This is a genomic window from Paenibacillus sp. FSL H7-0940 (genome assembly GCF_037979415.1).
GTDB lineage: Bacteria > Bacillota > Bacilli > Paenibacillales > Paenibacillaceae > Paenibacillus > Paenibacillus amylolyticus.
The window spans coordinates 5,534,118-5,548,700 of the sequence record NZ_CP150280.1 but is presented as its reverse complement, the minus strand read 5'-3'; the positions used below and the strand labels follow the sequence as shown (position 1 = coordinate 5,548,700).

At 48.1% G+C, this 14,583-nt stretch carries 8 protein-coding genes, 10 tRNA genes and 3 rRNA genes; all 21 read left to right on the top strand.

Annotated elements, in window-relative coordinates; genetic code table 11:
- Window positions 1–58: 58 nt before the first annotated feature.
- The 21 genes from MHB71_RS24510 (at window position 59) to hisG (ending at window position 14,515) form a co-directional block, all read left to right on the top strand.
- Window positions 59–1,611, top strand: a 16S ribosomal RNA gene (locus tag MHB71_RS24510).
- A 105-nt stretch (window positions 1,612–1,716) separates the two neighbouring features.
- Window positions 1,717–1,833: ribosomal RNA gene (gene rrf, locus MHB71_RS24505) — 5S ribosomal RNA — on the top strand.
- Window positions 1,834–1,869: 36 nt separating this feature from the next.
- Window positions 1,870–1,946: transfer RNA gene (locus MHB71_RS24500), tRNA-Ile, on the top strand.
- A gap of 22 nt (window positions 1,947–1,968) precedes the next feature.
- Window positions 1,969–2,044: transfer RNA gene (locus MHB71_RS24495), tRNA-Ala, on the top strand.
- Between the two features lie 202 nt (window positions 2,045–2,246).
- Window positions 2,247–5,172, top strand: a 23S ribosomal RNA gene (locus tag MHB71_RS24490).
- Together the 16S, 23S and 5S rRNA genes with 10 tRNA genes alongside form the textbook arrangement of a ribosomal RNA operon.
- A gap of 81 nt (window positions 5,173–5,253) precedes the next feature.
- Window positions 5,254–5,345: transfer RNA gene (locus MHB71_RS24485), tRNA-Ser, on the top strand.
- Window positions 5,346–5,388: 43 nt separating this feature from the next.
- Window positions 5,389–5,465 (top strand) — tRNA-Met (locus MHB71_RS24480).
- Window positions 5,466–5,474: 9 nt separating this feature from the next.
- Window positions 5,475–5,550: transfer RNA gene (locus tag MHB71_RS24475), tRNA-Val, on the top strand.
- A gap of 5 nt (window positions 5,551–5,555) precedes the next feature.
- Window positions 5,556–5,631 (top strand) — tRNA-Thr (locus MHB71_RS24470).
- 9 nt (window positions 5,632–5,640) lie between these two features.
- Window positions 5,641–5,718 (top strand) — tRNA-Asp (locus MHB71_RS24465).
- 21 nt (window positions 5,719–5,739) lie between these two features.
- Window positions 5,740–5,812, top strand: a tRNA-Phe gene (locus MHB71_RS24460).
- A 12-nt stretch (window positions 5,813–5,824) separates the two neighbouring features.
- Window positions 5,825–5,910: transfer RNA gene (locus MHB71_RS24455), tRNA-Tyr, on the top strand.
- Between the two features lie 7 nt (window positions 5,911–5,917).
- Window positions 5,918–5,990: transfer RNA gene (locus MHB71_RS24450), tRNA-Lys, on the top strand.
- Window positions 5,991–6,134: 144 nt separating this feature from the next.
- Window positions 6,135–7,328 carry a helix-turn-helix domain-containing protein gene (locus MHB71_RS24445; protein WP_340027937.1) on the top strand — a complete coding sequence of 398 codons (1,194 nt, stop codon included), beginning with the start codon at window positions 6,135–6,137 and terminating at the stop codon, window positions 7,326–7,328.
- Between the two features lie 103 nt (window positions 7,329–7,431).
- A complete protein-coding gene (gene ugpC / locus MHB71_RS24440) occupies window positions 7,432–8,559 on the top strand; it encodes a sn-glycerol-3-phosphate ABC transporter ATP-binding protein UgpC (protein WP_017691279.1) in 1,128 nt (375 codons plus the stop codon).
- A gap of 418 nt (window positions 8,560–8,977) precedes the next feature.
- On the top strand, window positions 8,978–9,916 hold the full coding sequence (gene hprK, locus MHB71_RS24435; RefSeq protein WP_017691278.1) for an HPr(Ser) kinase/phosphatase: 939 nt from the start codon (window positions 8,978–8,980) through the stop codon (window positions 9,914–9,916).
- A 121-nt stretch (window positions 9,917–10,037) separates the two neighbouring features.
- Window positions 10,038–11,063 carry a prolipoprotein diacylglyceryl transferase gene (lgt, locus tag MHB71_RS24430; protein WP_340027936.1) on the top strand — a complete coding sequence of 342 codons (1,026 nt, stop codon included), beginning with the start codon at window positions 10,038–10,040 and terminating at the stop codon, window positions 11,061–11,063.
- Window positions 11,064–11,069: 6 nt separating this feature from the next.
- Window positions 11,070–11,726 carry a pyrophosphatase PpaX gene (ppaX, locus tag MHB71_RS24425; RefSeq protein ID WP_127546290.1) on the top strand — a complete coding sequence of 219 codons (657 nt, stop codon included), beginning with the start codon at window positions 11,070–11,072 and terminating at the stop codon, window positions 11,724–11,726.
- A complete protein-coding gene (locus MHB71_RS24420) occupies window positions 11,723–12,265 on the top strand; it encodes a DapH/DapD/GlmU-related protein (RefSeq protein ID WP_076254316.1) in 543 nt (180 codons plus the stop codon). The genes ppaX and MHB71_RS24420 overlap by 4 nt, the downstream gene beginning before the upstream one ends.
- Window positions 12,266–12,654: 389 nt before the next feature.
- The gene (locus MHB71_RS24415) at window positions 12,655–13,854 is read left to right on the top strand and encodes an ATP phosphoribosyltransferase regulatory subunit (protein WP_076254314.1); all 1,200 of its coding nucleotides are present in this window, start codon (window positions 12,655–12,657) and stop codon (window positions 13,852–13,854) included.
- A 1-nt stretch (window position 13,855) separates the two neighbouring features.
- Entirely contained in the window at window positions 13,856–14,515 is a 660-nt protein-coding gene (gene hisG / locus MHB71_RS24410; protein WP_036616167.1) for an ATP phosphoribosyltransferase, read from the top strand.
- The last annotated feature ends 68 nt before the right edge of the window (window positions 14,516–14,583 follow it).

Below are 14,583 nucleotides of genomic sequence, written 5' to 3'. Positions count from 1 at the left end.
CAAATGAGATTTTTAATCTCGTCAGATTCAAAATGAGCTTATCGCTCTTTTCAATACTTTATTGGAGAGTTTGATCCTGGCTCAGGACGAACGCTGGCGGCATGCCTAATACATGCAAGTCGAGCGGACTTGAAGAGAAGCTTGCTTCTCTGATGGTTAGCGGCGGACGGGTGAGTAACACGTAGGCAACCTGCCCTCAAGTTTGGGACAACTACCGGAAACGGTAGCTAATACCGAATAATTGTTTTCTTCGCCTGAAGAGAACTGGAAAGACGGAGCAATCTGTCACTTGGGGATGGGCCTGCGGCGCATTAGCTAGTTGGTGAGGTAACGGCTCACCAAGGCGACGATGCGTAGCCGACCTGAGAGGGTGATCGGCCACACTGGGACTGAGACACGGCCCAGACTCCTACGGGAGGCAGCAGTAGGGAATCTTCCGCAATGGGCGAAAGCCTGACGGAGCAATGCCGCGTGAGTGATGAAGGTTTTCGGATCGTAAAGCTCTGTTGCCAGGGAAGAACGCTTGGGAGAGTAACTGCTCTCAAGGTGACGGTACCTGAGAAGAAAGCCCCGGCTAACTACGTGCCAGCAGCCGCGGTAATACGTAGGGGGCAAGCGTTGTCCGGAATTATTGGGCGTAAAGCGCGCGCAGGCGGTCATTTAAGTCTGGTGTTTAATCCCGGGGCTCAACCCCGGATCGCACTGGAAACTGGGTGACTTGAGTGCAGAAGAGGAGAGTGGAATTCCACGTGTAGCGGTGAAATGCGTAGATATGTGGAGGAACACCAGTGGCGAAGGCGACTCTCTGGGCTGTAACTGACGCTGAGGCGCGAAAGCGTGGGGAGCAAACAGGATTAGATACCCTGGTAGTCCACGCCGTAAACGATGAGTGCTAGGTGTTAGGGGTTTCGATACCCTTGGTGCCGAAGTTAACACATTAAGCACTCCGCCTGGGGAGTACGGTCGCAAGACTGAAACTCAAAGGAATTGACGGGGACCCGCACAAGCAGTGGAGTATGTGGTTTAATTCGAAGCAACGCGAAGAACCTTACCAGGTCTTGACATCTGAATGACCGGTGCAGAGATGTACCTTTTCTTCGGAACATTCAAGACAGGTGGTGCATGGTTGTCGTCAGCTCGTGTCGTGAGATGTTGGGTTAAGTCCCGCAACGAGCGCAACCCTTATATTTAGTTGCCAGCATTTCGGATGGGCACTCTAGATAGACTGCCGGTGACAAACCGGAGGAAGGTGGGGATGACGTCAAATCATCATGCCCCTTATGACCTGGGCTACACACGTACTACAATGGCCGGTACAACGGGCTGCGAAATCGCGAGATGGAGCCAATCCCAACAAAGCCGGTCTCAGTTCGGATTGCAGGCTGCAACTCGCCTGCATGAAGTCGGAATTGCTAGTAATCGCGGATCAGCATGCCGCGGTGAATACGTTCCCGGGTCTTGTACACACCGCCCGTCACACCACGAGAGTTTATAACACCCGAAGTCGGTGGGGTAACCGCAAGGAGCCAGCCGCCGAAGGTGGGATAGATGATTGGGGTGAAGTCGTAACAAGGTAGCCGTATCGGAAGGTGCGGCTGGATCACCTCCTTTCTATGGAGAATCGTTTCCCGAGTGGAAACATTCAAATACAAAATCTAGCCAGGTCGGCTAGTTACTCACTCGTTGCTCAGTTTTGAGAGCTTAAACTCTCAAACGTTTGGTGGCGATAGCGAAGGGGTTCCACACGTTCCCATCCCGAACACGACCGTTAAGCCCTTCAGCGTCGATGGTACTTGGACCGCAGGGTCCTGGGAGAGTAGAACGCCGCCAAGCGTAACCCATTTTGGGTTCGAATAGTATATGTAATGTGGGCCCTTAGCTCAGTTGGTTAGAGCGCACCTCTGATAAGGGTGAGGCCGGTGGTTCGAGTCCACCAGGGCCCACCATCTATACCTTTAAACTTTATATGGGGCCATAGCTCAGCTGGGAGAGCGCCTGCCTTGCAAGCAGGAGGTCAGCGGTTCGATCCCGCTTGGCTCCACCAAAAATGTTTTACAAGTTTGTTCTTTGAAAACTAGATATCGAAACGAAACAAACGCGAATTAGAACATTCCTTTAAGCTGAACTTGTGCAAACAAGTCAAGTGTATAAAGGTAGTTAAATTGCTTTTGTGAGGGTATCGGGTGAGAGCGACTTTTGGCTTTGCGCAAGCAAAACAAGGGGAGCGACCGAAACCGGAACAAAATGGTTAAGCTACTAAGAGCACACGGAGGATGCCTAGGCGCTAGGAGCCGATGAAGGACGTGGCGAACAACGAAACTGCCTCGGGGAGCTGTAAGCAAGCTTTGATCCGGGGGTGTCCGAATGGGGAAACCCAGCTGGGGTAATTTCCAGTTACTCATAACTGAATACATAGGTTATGCAGAGGCATACCAGGGGAACTGAAACATCTAAGTACCCTGAGGAAGAGAAAACAATAGTGATTCCGTCAGTAGCGGCGAGCGAACGCGGAGAAGCCCAAACCAGAGAGCTTGCTCTTTGGGGTTGTGGGACGTCTCACATGGAGTTACAAAGGAACCGGTTAAGCGAAGAGGTCTGGAAAGGCCCGCCAAAGAAGGTAAAAGCCCTGTAGTTGAAAGTCTGTTCCCTCCGAGACGGATCCCGAGTAGTGCGGGGCACGTGAAACCCCGTATGAATCCGGCAGGACCATCTGCCAAGGCTAAATACTTCCTAGCGACCGATAGTGAAGCAGTACCGTGAGGGAAAGGTGAAAAGCACCCCGGAAGGGGAGTGAAATAGAACCTGAAACCGTGTGCTTACAAAAAGTCAGAGCCCGTTTTAGGGGTGATGGCGTGCCTTTTGTAGAATGAACCGGCGAGTTACGTTCCCGTGCAAGGTTAAGGTGAAGAGCCGGAGCCGCAGCGAAAGCGAGTCTGAATAGGGCGAATTAGTACGTGGACGTAGACCCGAAACCGGGTGATCTACCCCTGTCCAGGGTGAAGGTGCGGTAACACGCACTGGAGGCCCGAACCCACGCATGTTGAAAAATGCGGGGATGAGGTGGGGGTAGCGGAGAAATTCCAATCGAACTCGGAGATAGCTGGTTCTCCCCGAAATAGCTTTAGGGCTAGCCTCGGAAAACAGAGTCGTGGAGGTAGAGCACTGATTGGGTGCGGGGCCCGCAAGGGTTACCAAGCTCAGTCAAACTCCGAATGCCATAGACTTACTTCCGGGAGTCAGACAGTGAGTGCTAAGATCCATTGTCAAAAGGGAAACAGCCCAGACCATCAGCTAAGGTCCCCAAGTGTGTGTTAAGTGGGAAAGGATGTGGAGTTGCACAGACAACCAGGATGTTGGCTTAGAAGCAGCCATCATTGAAAGAGTGCGTAATAGCTCACTGGTCGAGTGACTCTGCGCCGAAAATGTAACGGGGCTAAACACACCACCGAAGCTATGGCTTGATGCTTTGCATCAGGGGTAGGGGAGCGTTGTATAAGGGTTGAAGGTGTACCGTAAGGAGCGCTGGACATTATACAAGTGAGAATGCCGGTATGAGTAACGAAAAGATCAGTGAGAATCTGATCCGCCGAAAGCCTAAGGGTTCCTGAGGAAGGCTCGTCCGCTCAGGGTAAGTCGGGACCTAAGGCGAGGCCGAAAGGCGTAGTCGAAGGACAACAGGTCGAAATTCCTGTACCACCGTAAGCCGTTATGAGCAATGGGGGGACGCAGTAGGGTAGTGACGCGGACTGATGGATGTCCGTCTAAGCAGTAAGGCTGATGTGTAGGCAAATCCGCACATTGTAAGGCTGAGCTGTGATGGGGAGCGAAAATTATAGTAGCGAAGGTCATGATCTCACACTGCCAAGAAAAGCCTCTAGCCAGGTGATGGTGCCCGTACCGCAAACCGACACAGGTAGGCGAGAAGAGTATTCTAAGGCGCGCGGAAGAACTCTCGTTAAGGAACTCGGCAAAATGACCCCGTAACTTCGGGAGAAGGGGTGCCCCGGTAGTGTGAATAGCACGAGGGGGCCGCAGTGAAAAGGCCCAAGCGACTGTTTAGCAAAAACACAGGTCTGTGCGAAGCCGTAAGGCGAAGTATACGGGCTGACGCCTGCCCGGTGCTGGAAGGTTAAGGGGAGTGGTTAGGAGCAATCCGAAGCTGTGAACCGAAGCCCCAGTAAACGGCGGCCGTAACTATAACGGTCCTAAGGTAGCGAAATTCCTTGTCAGGTAAATTCTGACCCGCACGAATGGCGTAACGACTTGGGCGCTGTCTCAACGAGAGATCCGGTGAAATTTTAATACCTGTGAAGATGCAGGTTACCCGCGACAAGACGGAAAGACCCCATGGAGCTTTACTGCAGCTTGATATTGAATTTGGGTACGATCTGTACAGGATAGGTGGGAGCCTTTGAAACGTGAGCGCCAGCTTGCGTGGAGGCAACGTTGGGATACCACCCTGATCGTATCTAGGTTCTAACCTGGTACCGTAATCCGGTGCGGGGACAGTGTCAGGTGGGCAGTTTGACTGGGGCGGTCGCCTCCTAAAGAGTAACGGAGGCGCCCAAAGGTTCCCTCAGAATGGTTGGAAATCATTCGAAGAGTGCAAAGGCATAAGGGAGCTTGACTGCGAGACCTACAAGTCGAGCAGGGACGAAAGTCGGGCTTAGTGATCCGGTGGTACCGCATGGAAGGGCCATCGCTCAACGGATAAAAGCTACCCTGGGGATAACAGGCTTATCTCCCCCAAGAGTCCACATCGACGGGGAGGTTTGGCACCTCGATGTCGGCTCATCGCATCCTGGGGCTGAAGTAGGTCCCAAGGGTTGGGCTGTTCGCCCATTAAAGCGGTACGCGAGCTGGGTTCAGAACGTCGTGAGACAGTTCGGTCCCTATCTGTCGTGGGCGTAGGAAATTTGAGAGGAGCTGTCCTTAGTACGAGAGGACCGGGATGGACGTACCGCTGGTGTACCAGTTGTTCCGCCAGGAGCACCGCTGGGTAGCTATGTACGGACGGGATAAACGCTGAAAGCATCTAAGCGTGAAGCCCCCCTCAAGATGAGATTTCCCAGTATGTAAGACCCCTTGAAGACGACGAGGTAGATAGGCTGGGGGTGGAAGTGCAGCAATGCATGGAGCTGACCAGTACTAATCGGTCGAGGGCTTATCCAATAGCAAGTTCTAAATCGCATGTTTCGTTTCGAATCTAGTTTTCAGGGAGCAATCCTTGAATGATGTTGATGATTGTTAGTTGGAGAGATACCCAAGTGGCTATAAGGGGACCCTCTGCTAAGGGGTTAGACTGCGTAAGCGGTGCGAGGGTTCGAATCCCTCTCTCTCCGCCATCTTTACCTAAAGATGGACAAGCAATCAAGACACAATTAATATGGCGGTGTAGCTCAGCTGGCTAGAGCGTACGGTTCATACCCGTAAGGTCGGGGGTTCGATCCCCTCCGCCGCTACCATATTACCCAGGAGGCTTAGCTCAGCTGGGAGAGCATCTGCCTTACAAGCAGAGGGTCGGGGGTTCGATCCCCTCAGCCTCCACCATATACGCCGGTGTAGCTCAACTGGTAGAGCAACTGACTTGTAATCAGTAGGTTGGGGGTTCAAGTCCTCTCGCCGGCACCATTAATGCCTGGAACCGTGGTGTAGTTGGCCTAACATGCCTGCCTGTCACGCAGGAGATCGCGGGTTCGAATCCCGTCGGTTCCGCCATTAATCCTAAAAATTAAATATGGCTCGGTAGCTCAGTCGGTAGAGCAGAGGACTGAAAATCCTCGTGTCGGCGGTTCGATTCCGTCCCGAGCCACCTTTAATCCCTGGAGGATTAGCGAAGTGGCCAAACGCATCAGACTGTAAATCTGCTCCCGTACGGGTTCGGTGGTTCGAATCCATCATCCTCCACCAGTTTTATGAGTCATTAGCTCAGTTGGTAGAGCACCTGACTTTTAATCAGGGTGTCGAAGGTTCGAGCCCTTCATGACTCATCTTTAAGAAAAGAGTGATTAATCATTAATTTGATTAGTTGCTCTTTTTTTGTTATGTAATTTTAGCTCAATATGGATATTTATTAATGCTGGGCAAGATATGATAAACTAATAGAAAACATGCAGAGTGGTGACGTTCATTATATGAAGCTCATACCTGATCTAAAACAGCAAATTGAAGTCATTATAGGCACAAATTTGGACGAATATGAAATTACAATAGAAGAATGGATGCAATCCGTTGCGAATCTGGTTGGTCGACATGAAAATTCAGAGATCTTTGGTGATGAGGGTGAGCATCAGGAGTTATCTGATCAATCTGCATCTCCAATTTCATCCGATGTGATCAGTTTGAATACGGGAAAGCGTATATTTTTTAAGGTTCGGATGAATGAGCAAGAAGAGACTGTCGTGTGTTGGGGATGCCCTGCAAAATCTATTACCGTGGAGACACGACAATTGATTGAGCTTTTGATCCGTACTAACACGGCTCTACCCGATGAGGTACAACCTGTTGTATATGAGAATGATAGGGAGCAGTATTTGACTGAATTGGGTCTCTGGCTTAAAGAGCAGATCGAAGAACCAACCAAGCAGGAATCTGAAGTGGTTCCTGATCGCTTTGTGGTGCCCGCAGGATTAAATGCTGAGAAGATTCTCTTCTTGCTGCAAGGGGATACACCGGATGCACATCGTTTACGATCCAAGGAACTCAACAAGTTGCTTGAGAGTTACTTTGGCGAGGAGATAGTCTTGATTCCTTTGGGGGAGCAAGAGTGGATTTTCATGGGTGATAAAGAAATTGTTACAGAAGAAGCCGAGGAAGATACAACGGAAGCCAAAAAGGATTCACTGAACGCTTTTTGTCTGGGGTTACATGAATTGGTTGCCAGTGAGTGGGCTGGGGTGTTCCATCTGTCTGCATCTCTGCCATGCATTCCTGCGCAACAACTTGTATCGGTCACAGTTCTTCTTAAAGAAAGTGTTCACTTAGGGAGAGCATTCCATGTTACGCAGCATATTCATCTCTCATGGGATCTTCACCTGGAGAGGTTGGTAGCGAGCATTCCAGATGATCAACGTATACGTTTTATAAAGGAAACTGGTAAAGACACGGTAATCTTCAATGACAGTGAGACACTTGCTACGCTGGAGACCTTTTTTAGCCTGGACTGTAATGTCAGCGAGACAGCGAAACGACTTTTCATTCATCGTAATACGTTGGTTTATCGTCTGGACAAGATAAAACAGGAGATTGGTTACGATGTGAGGCACTTCGAAAGTGCTGTTCTAGTGCAGTTTTTACTACTAATGTACAAAGTGACGAAAAAGCATTGATATTTTTGTGCAGTTTGCGAATAGTCAAACCTCACGTAGATAGGGTATTATAAAAATACAAATTGTATTCGATTACAAAATGATCTCTGAGGAGGCAACAATCATGGCTGGAGTACGTTTAGAGCATATTTTCAAAAAATACCCGGGTTCTGATAAAGCAACTGTAGTTGACATTAACCTGGACATTAAAGATAAAGAATTTCTGGTACTGGTAGGTCCGTCCGGTTGTGGTAAATCAACAACACTTCGTATGATCGCAGGCCTTGAGGAAATTTCTGAAGGTAAACTCTATATCGGTGACCGTGTCGTTAATGATGTTGCACCTAAAGACCGCGATATCGCGATGGTATTCCAATCCTATGCCTTGTATCCGCATATGAGCGTATATCAAAACATGGCGTTTGGTTTGAAATTGCGTAAGGTTAAAAAAGATGAGATCGACAAACGTGTACGTGAAGCAGCTAAAATCCTGGATATCGAACATTTGCTTGAGCGTAAACCTAAGGCATTGTCCGGTGGTCAACGTCAACGTGTCGCTTTGGGACGTGCGATTGTCCGTGATCCACAAGTGTTCTTGATGGATGAGCCTCTCTCCAACTTGGATGCCAAACTGCGTGGTCAAATGCGTGCTGAGATCACTAAACTTGCGAAACGTTTGGAAACAACTGTTATCTACGTAACGCATGACCAGATCGAAGCTATGACGATGGGTGATCGGATCGTTGTTATGAAGGATGGTATCATCCAACAAGCAGCTTCTCCGGAAGAGTTGTATAACCTGCCGGCTAACCTGTTCGTAGCTGGTTTCATCGGTTCCCCGACAATGAACTTTATCTCGGGTAAACTCGCTGAGCAAGGTACTAGCATGCATTTCATAGCTCCTGGTGTGGATGTTGAAATCCCGCAAGGTAAAGCACAAGTGTTGAAATCTAGAGGATACATTGGTAAAGAAGTGATTCTGGGTGTTCGTCCAGAAGACATTCACGAAGAGCCAGTATTCCTGGAAGCATCCCCGAACTCTGTATTCTCTACACACGTAGATGTTACAGAGAACCTGGGTCACGAAATGCTCCTCTACTTGAGCGGTGTTGGTAATGATACAACGATCGCACGTGTAGACGGACGTTCTAACACTCGTGATGGTTCTACAGTTAAAATGGCCATCGACATGAACAAAGTTCATATCTTTGACAAAGAGACTGAAGTGAACGTACTTCTTCAAGACAAATAATACTGGGATTCCTCGGTGACGATGGAACCTGACAGTTAACGCAATTATACATTGTAATGAGAGCCCCTTCCGTTATTGCTGGAAGGGGCTTTTTTAAGATTAATGAATTTATAAGTTTCGGCAGAGTTGAAGGATTAATAATCGTAAGAAAAACACCCCTTAAACTACGAGTGTAGTATCCTAGAAGGTGCTTCGATCAGAAGACTTTTCTTACTAATGGTTGTCGGAGGCTGCGATTGCATTCATCCCGGAATTCATTTAAGATTATTTGAAGGTCTGTCTTCATATATTTGAGAGAATCGACTGTTGGAAGGGTATGCATTCTGTACCCCATGTTGTGAATGCGCTAATAATGGAAATAACTGATACACGATCTGATGTACATAGAGGGACAGCTAATGCTGAAAGGAAGAGACAAATGGCGAAAAAAGTGAAAGTATCTGAACTGGTGCAGCAATTTCAGTTGGAGGTTGTTTCTGGATCTCACGGATTGAAAAGAGTCATTACGGTAGATGACCTGAACCGTCCTGGTCTGGAAATGGCCGGTTATTTTGAATACCATCCACAAGAACGGGTACAGCTGCTTGGAAGAACGGAATTAGCTTTCTTTGCAATGTTACCTGAGCAAGAGCGGCGCGATCGTATGCAACGTCTTTGTACGGAAGAGACGCCTTGTATCGTTGTCACGCGTGGACTGGAAGTTCCGCAAGAGCTGATTGATATCAGTGAAGAGCAGAATCTGGCTGTACTTCGCAGCAACATGGCTACTACGATTCTATCCAGCCGGATCACGGGATTCCTGGAAAAGAAATTGGCACCAACAGCAACCATTCACGGTGTACTTTGTGATGTCTATGGCGTAGGTATGCTGATTACAGGTAGCAGCGGTATTGGTAAGAGTGAAACAGCGCTTGAACTGGTGAAACGTGGACACCGACTGATTGCCGATGATGCGGTAGAGATCCGCCAAACGTCAGATTTTCAGTTGCACGGTACTGCACCTGAATTGATCCGCCACTTGCTCGAGATTCGAGGTGTCGGTATTATCAACGTCATGACATTATTCGGGGCTGGTGCGGTTCGGAATAACAAACGGATTACTTTGGTTGTACGTCTGGAAGCATGGCAGCAGGATAAACAATATGATCGTCTGGGTCTGGATGAAGAGACTACACGTATCATTGATACGGATGTACCTCTCGTTACGATTCCTGTTCGTCCGGGACGGAACTTGGCGGTTATTATTGAAGTGGCAGGTATGAACTATCGCCTGAAACAGATGGGTCTGAATGCTGCACTGCAATTCACGAATAAGCTGACAGCAACCATCTCGGAAGATATGGAAGACATGGATTAAGAAACATTTTATACAAGGAAATGAAGATAAATGGTTGACATGTACTGCTTCTCTTAAGGCGCAGTGTATGCCAACCATTCGTCATGCGTGCGATTGATTGAATAAATAGGAGTGTGAATGAATGGATACATTATTACTGTTGAACCCGATTGCGTTCTCTATTGGAGCGTTAAAGGTTCACTGGTACGGGCTTATTCTTGGTGCCGCGGCACTTATAGGACTCCTGCTCGTGATCCGGGAGGGCAAACGATACAATATTCCACAGGAAGTGTTCATGGACATGGTCTTGCTGGGCGTGCCTTCTGCCATCATTGGTGCCCGCATCTACTACGTCGCATTTAAATGGGAAGATTATAAAGATAATTTCTGGGATGTCTTTAAAATATGGAATGGCGGTATAGCCATCTATGGTGCCCTTATTGGTGCTATTATCTGTGCAGTTATTTTCTTCCGTCGTAAAGGATATAACTTCTGGCGTATGGCCGATATCTGTGCGCCTGGACTGCTCGTTGGACAGTTGATCGGACGCTGGGGGAACTTTGTGAATCAGGAAGCCTACGGCGGTCCTGTAGAAGAATCATTTTTGAGAGACAAGCTTCATCTGCCGGACTTTATTGTGAATCAAATGAACGTAGAAGGCGTATTCCACCATCCTGCGTTTTTGTATGAATCGATGTGGAGTCTCGTTGGTCTGGTCTTACTCTTGGTTCTGCGTCGTCAGAAGTTTCTGCGTTCAGGCGAACTGTTCATGTCTTATTTCATCTGGTACTCTATCGGTCGTTTCTTCATTGAAGCTCTACGTACGGATAGTCTTGGCTTCCAGGCTCCGCAATGGGGCGCTTCATTAGTGAACGGGCTATGGTCTCCAATGACTGCAATGGGCTTTGAACAAGGATATCTTGATCCTGCTTACGGTAACGTAAGAATCTCGCAACTACTCGCGATTGGCATTATTATTGTTGCTGTTGTATTCATTGTGGTGAGAAGAGTGACAGGTAAAGCAGATGTTCGTTATAGTGATCCGATTGTATCGTCCAAAGTTACCTCAGATGATATGGAGCATACGGAAACAGTTGCTGGCAAAGAGAATAAGGTAACACCTCCAGCCAAAGATGAATCCAAGCAAGTTGATGATAAAAAGGAGTAATGCAACATGATTGACACGGTATTGTTTGATCTGGATGGAACGATTATTGACACCAATGAGTTGATTATCAGCTCATTCCAGCATGTCATGGGGGGGTGGAAGCATTCAGCTCCATGGACTCGGGAACAGATCATTCCACATATGGGTGGCACACTGGAGCAGCAAATGCGCACTTTCTCTGGCCAGGAGGAAGTCTCCGAGTACGTGAAAGGTTACCGTGCTTATAATGATATCCATCATGAAGCGATGGTTAGACCATTTCCACATGTTATTGAGGTAGTAGAGGCGCTGCATCAGGCTGGCATTGTTATGGGTGTGGTCACAACCAAGATTCGTCCATCTACATTAAAGGTGTTGGAGCGTTTTGACCTATTGAAGTATATGAAGACGATTGTAACAGTGACCGATGTAACGAATCCGAAGCCGCACGCTGAACCGGTACTGAAAGCGATGACGGAACTGAGTGCAGATCCTGCCAAAACGTTAATGGTGGGTGACAGTCCAGTGGATATCCAATCGGCACAGAATGCGGGCGCACTCTCGGCGGGGGTTGCATGGTCCCTTAAAGGGGAAACAATCCTGAACGGATATGGACCCGATCATATGTTGCATGACATGAGAGACTTGTTGAAACTCATCCGTATTGAAACGGGACGTTCATGAGAAAAGTAACCCGCTATCCGGTAGAGGACCAGAATGCACTTTGGCATATCTACAAGACAGTGAGTCCGTGGAAGGGCGTTCGTAATTTTATCTGGATCCAGTTGTCACGCTATTGTCCGATCCTATCGGTGAAGAATTGGATTTACCGCCGAATGCTCGGTATGAAGGTGGGAAAACATACGGCCTTTGGCCTGATGGTGATGGTGGATGTGTTTTTTCCGGAGAAAATAACGGTCGGCGAAAACTCGGTCATCGGTTACAACACAACGATTCTCGCTCATGAGTATCTCATTAAGGAGTACAGGCTCGGTGAGGTGATTATCGGGGAAAATGTACTGATTGGTGCTAACACAACGATTCTTCCCGGGGTAACCATAGGAGATGGAGCCGTTGTGGCTGCTGGAGCAGTCGTACATAAGGATGTTGCACCAGGAGCTTTTGTTGGAGGTAATCCACTTCGTGATTTATCCCGTGCGGCAACTTCTACGGAAGAAACTGTCTTTAACACGGATGGTTCTTCTCAGGGTAGTGTGCATTGAGTCAATAAAGTAATGAATGAAGATGGGTTGAAGTAAAAAGCTGCTTATGGCAGCTTTTTTCGTATATAAATACCGATTGGTGAGGGGAACGGCGTCTGTATAAAACGATATGTCGATCCAAGGGCAATCAAGCTTTGGTATTGTTGACGGTAGTACGGATTTCATGTTATCATATCCCATATCCTTTAGTTTGTTAGCACTTTACCATGTGAAAGTATTCTTGGAGAAATGAAGCATGATAAAGATTGAACTAAACCAATAGTTGAAGGCTTTTGCAGCAATACTGTGATTCAGGTTTATAAGATAGAATGGGGATTTACACTACATAAATCCTGTTGAAATAGAACGAGTGAAACTCTTAAATTACTGACTCGGGGTGAATATTACCAATGTCCAAACCAAAAGGTTTTGAAAAACCGACCGGATTCCGCGATTATACACCACATGTAGTATCCAAGCTGCGGACGATTGAACGCAATGTACTGGAATGTATGGAACGCTGGGGTTACCGTCAGATCATCACACCAACGATTGAATATTACGACACGGTAGGTGTGGCAAGCTCTACATCAGATCGTAAATTATTTAAATTGCTAAACAGCAGGGGAACCACACTGGTACTCAGATCGGATCTAACGGCTCCGATTGCACGCGTAGTTTCATCCATGCTCAAAGATGAGCAGTTGCCACTGCGTCTGTCCTATCATGCGAACGTATTCCGTTCTATTGAAGAGGAAGCTGGGCGTGAGGCTGAATTCTTTCAGACGGGCGTGGAGTTGGTTGGAGACGACTCACCTGAGGCGGATGCAGAAGTTGTTGCGCTTGCGATTGCCTCTTTGCAGGCAGCGGGTGTGTCTTCTTTTAAAATAGCGATGGGCCATATGGGATTCCTGAACGGATTACTGGAGGAAGTGATTCCAGGCCAGACCGCTGAGCAGGAGCAATTGAAAGAAGGGCTGCTCGGACGTGATTATGTCGGCTATCGCCAGTCAATTGAAGCATTGAATCTGGAGCCGAAGTTGAAAGAACAGCTTGAAGCGATCCTGCGTCTGCGTGGTGGTAAGGAAGTATGCACACATGCGGTAGAGCTAAGTTCAAGTGCTGAAGCAGCACAGTCGATTGCACATCTGTGTGCCGTATTCGAAGTGTTGGAAGCGTACGGTGTATCCGAGCATGTGCTGATTGATCTGACGATGATCGGTGATTTCTCCTATTATACGGGCATGACCTTTGAAGGGTATGCAGCCGAACTGGGATCTCCGGTATGTAGCGGCGGACGGTATGATAATCTGTTACAACAGTTTGGTCGTTCATTGCCAGCTACAGGATTTGCACTGAAAACGAACCGTATTATTGATGGTGTTCATGGCATTACCATTGAAGAGAAAAAACCGGTACTTATCCAATATACCCCGAAACGTCGGGCCGAGGCACTAACAGAAGCGGCAAGATTACGCAGTATGGGACAAAATGTAGTGACACTCCTTCTTCCTGAAGACGGGGCTGGGGCAAGTGCCGTATCGGTTGAAGCAAGAACTGCTCAGGCTGAGCAGGTTATTACTTACGGATCTGAAGAAGGAGGACGCTGAGATGTCGGATATTCTGAAGGTGGCCATGCCGAAGGGCCGAATCTATAAAAAAGCCTCCAAATTGTTCCGTGAAGCGGGGCTGGATATTCCAGAAGACGTGGACGATACACGCAGATTGGTCATTGAAGTGCCGGAAGCTGGAATGGAATTCATTATGGCTAAGCCAGTAGATGTTCCAACATATGTGGAGTACGGTGTTGCCGATATCGGAATTGTTGGTAAAGACGTGCTGCTGGAGGAAGATCGGGATGTGTACGAACTGTTGAATCTGGGAATCGCCCAGTGCCGTATGTCTGTGATCGGACTTCCAGACTGGAAGCCAGGCATCCAGCAACGTGTTGCAACGAAGTATCCAAGGATTGCTTCACAGTATTTCCGGGAGCAGGGGCAACAGGTCGAGGTGATCAAGCTGAATGGTTCCATTGAGCTAGCGCCCCTGATTGGTCTGGCAGACCGGATTGTCGATCTGGTGGAGACAGGTCAGACACTGCGCGAGAACGGATTGGTGGAGATGACAAGCATTCTGGACATCACCAGCCGTCTTATCGCCAATCGGGTAAGTTATCGGATGAAAAATGCACGAATTCAGGCTTTGTGTGATGCACTTCAGCAGGTCATACCGGCATCGAATGAGATATCGGCGGGAAGCTTTCGGGGATAAATTAATGCGTTGGAAACATAGATGAGAAACATACAAAGCAGAAGCAAAATTAAGAGTAAGAGACAAAA

Coding starts and splice junctions, on each gene's coding strand:
- hprK (WP_017691278.1), top strand. CDS start 8,978: ATGGCGAAAAAAGTGAAAGTATCTGAACTGGTGCAGCAATTTCAGTTG.
- MHB71_RS24415 (WP_076254314.1), top strand. CDS start 12,655: ATGTCCAAACCAAAAGGTTTTGAAAAACCGACCGGATTCCGCGATTAT.
- hisG (WP_036616167.1), top strand. CDS start 13,856: ATGTCGGATATTCTGAAGGTGGCCATGCCGAAGGGCCGAATCTATAAA.
- ppaX (WP_127546290.1), top strand. CDS start 11,070: ATGATTGACACGGTATTGTTTGATCTGGATGGAACGATTATTGACACC.
- MHB71_RS24420 (WP_076254316.1), top strand. CDS start 11,723: ATGAGAAAAGTAACCCGCTATCCGGTAGAGGACCAGAATGCACTTTGG.
- lgt (WP_340027936.1), top strand. CDS start 10,038: ATGGATACATTATTACTGTTGAACCCGATTGCGTTCTCTATTGGAGCG.
- MHB71_RS24445 (WP_340027937.1), top strand. CDS start 6,135: ATGAAGCTCATACCTGATCTAAAACAGCAAATTGAAGTCATTATAGGC.
- ugpC (WP_017691279.1), top strand. CDS start 7,432: ATGGCTGGAGTACGTTTAGAGCATATTTTCAAAAAATACCCGGGTTCT.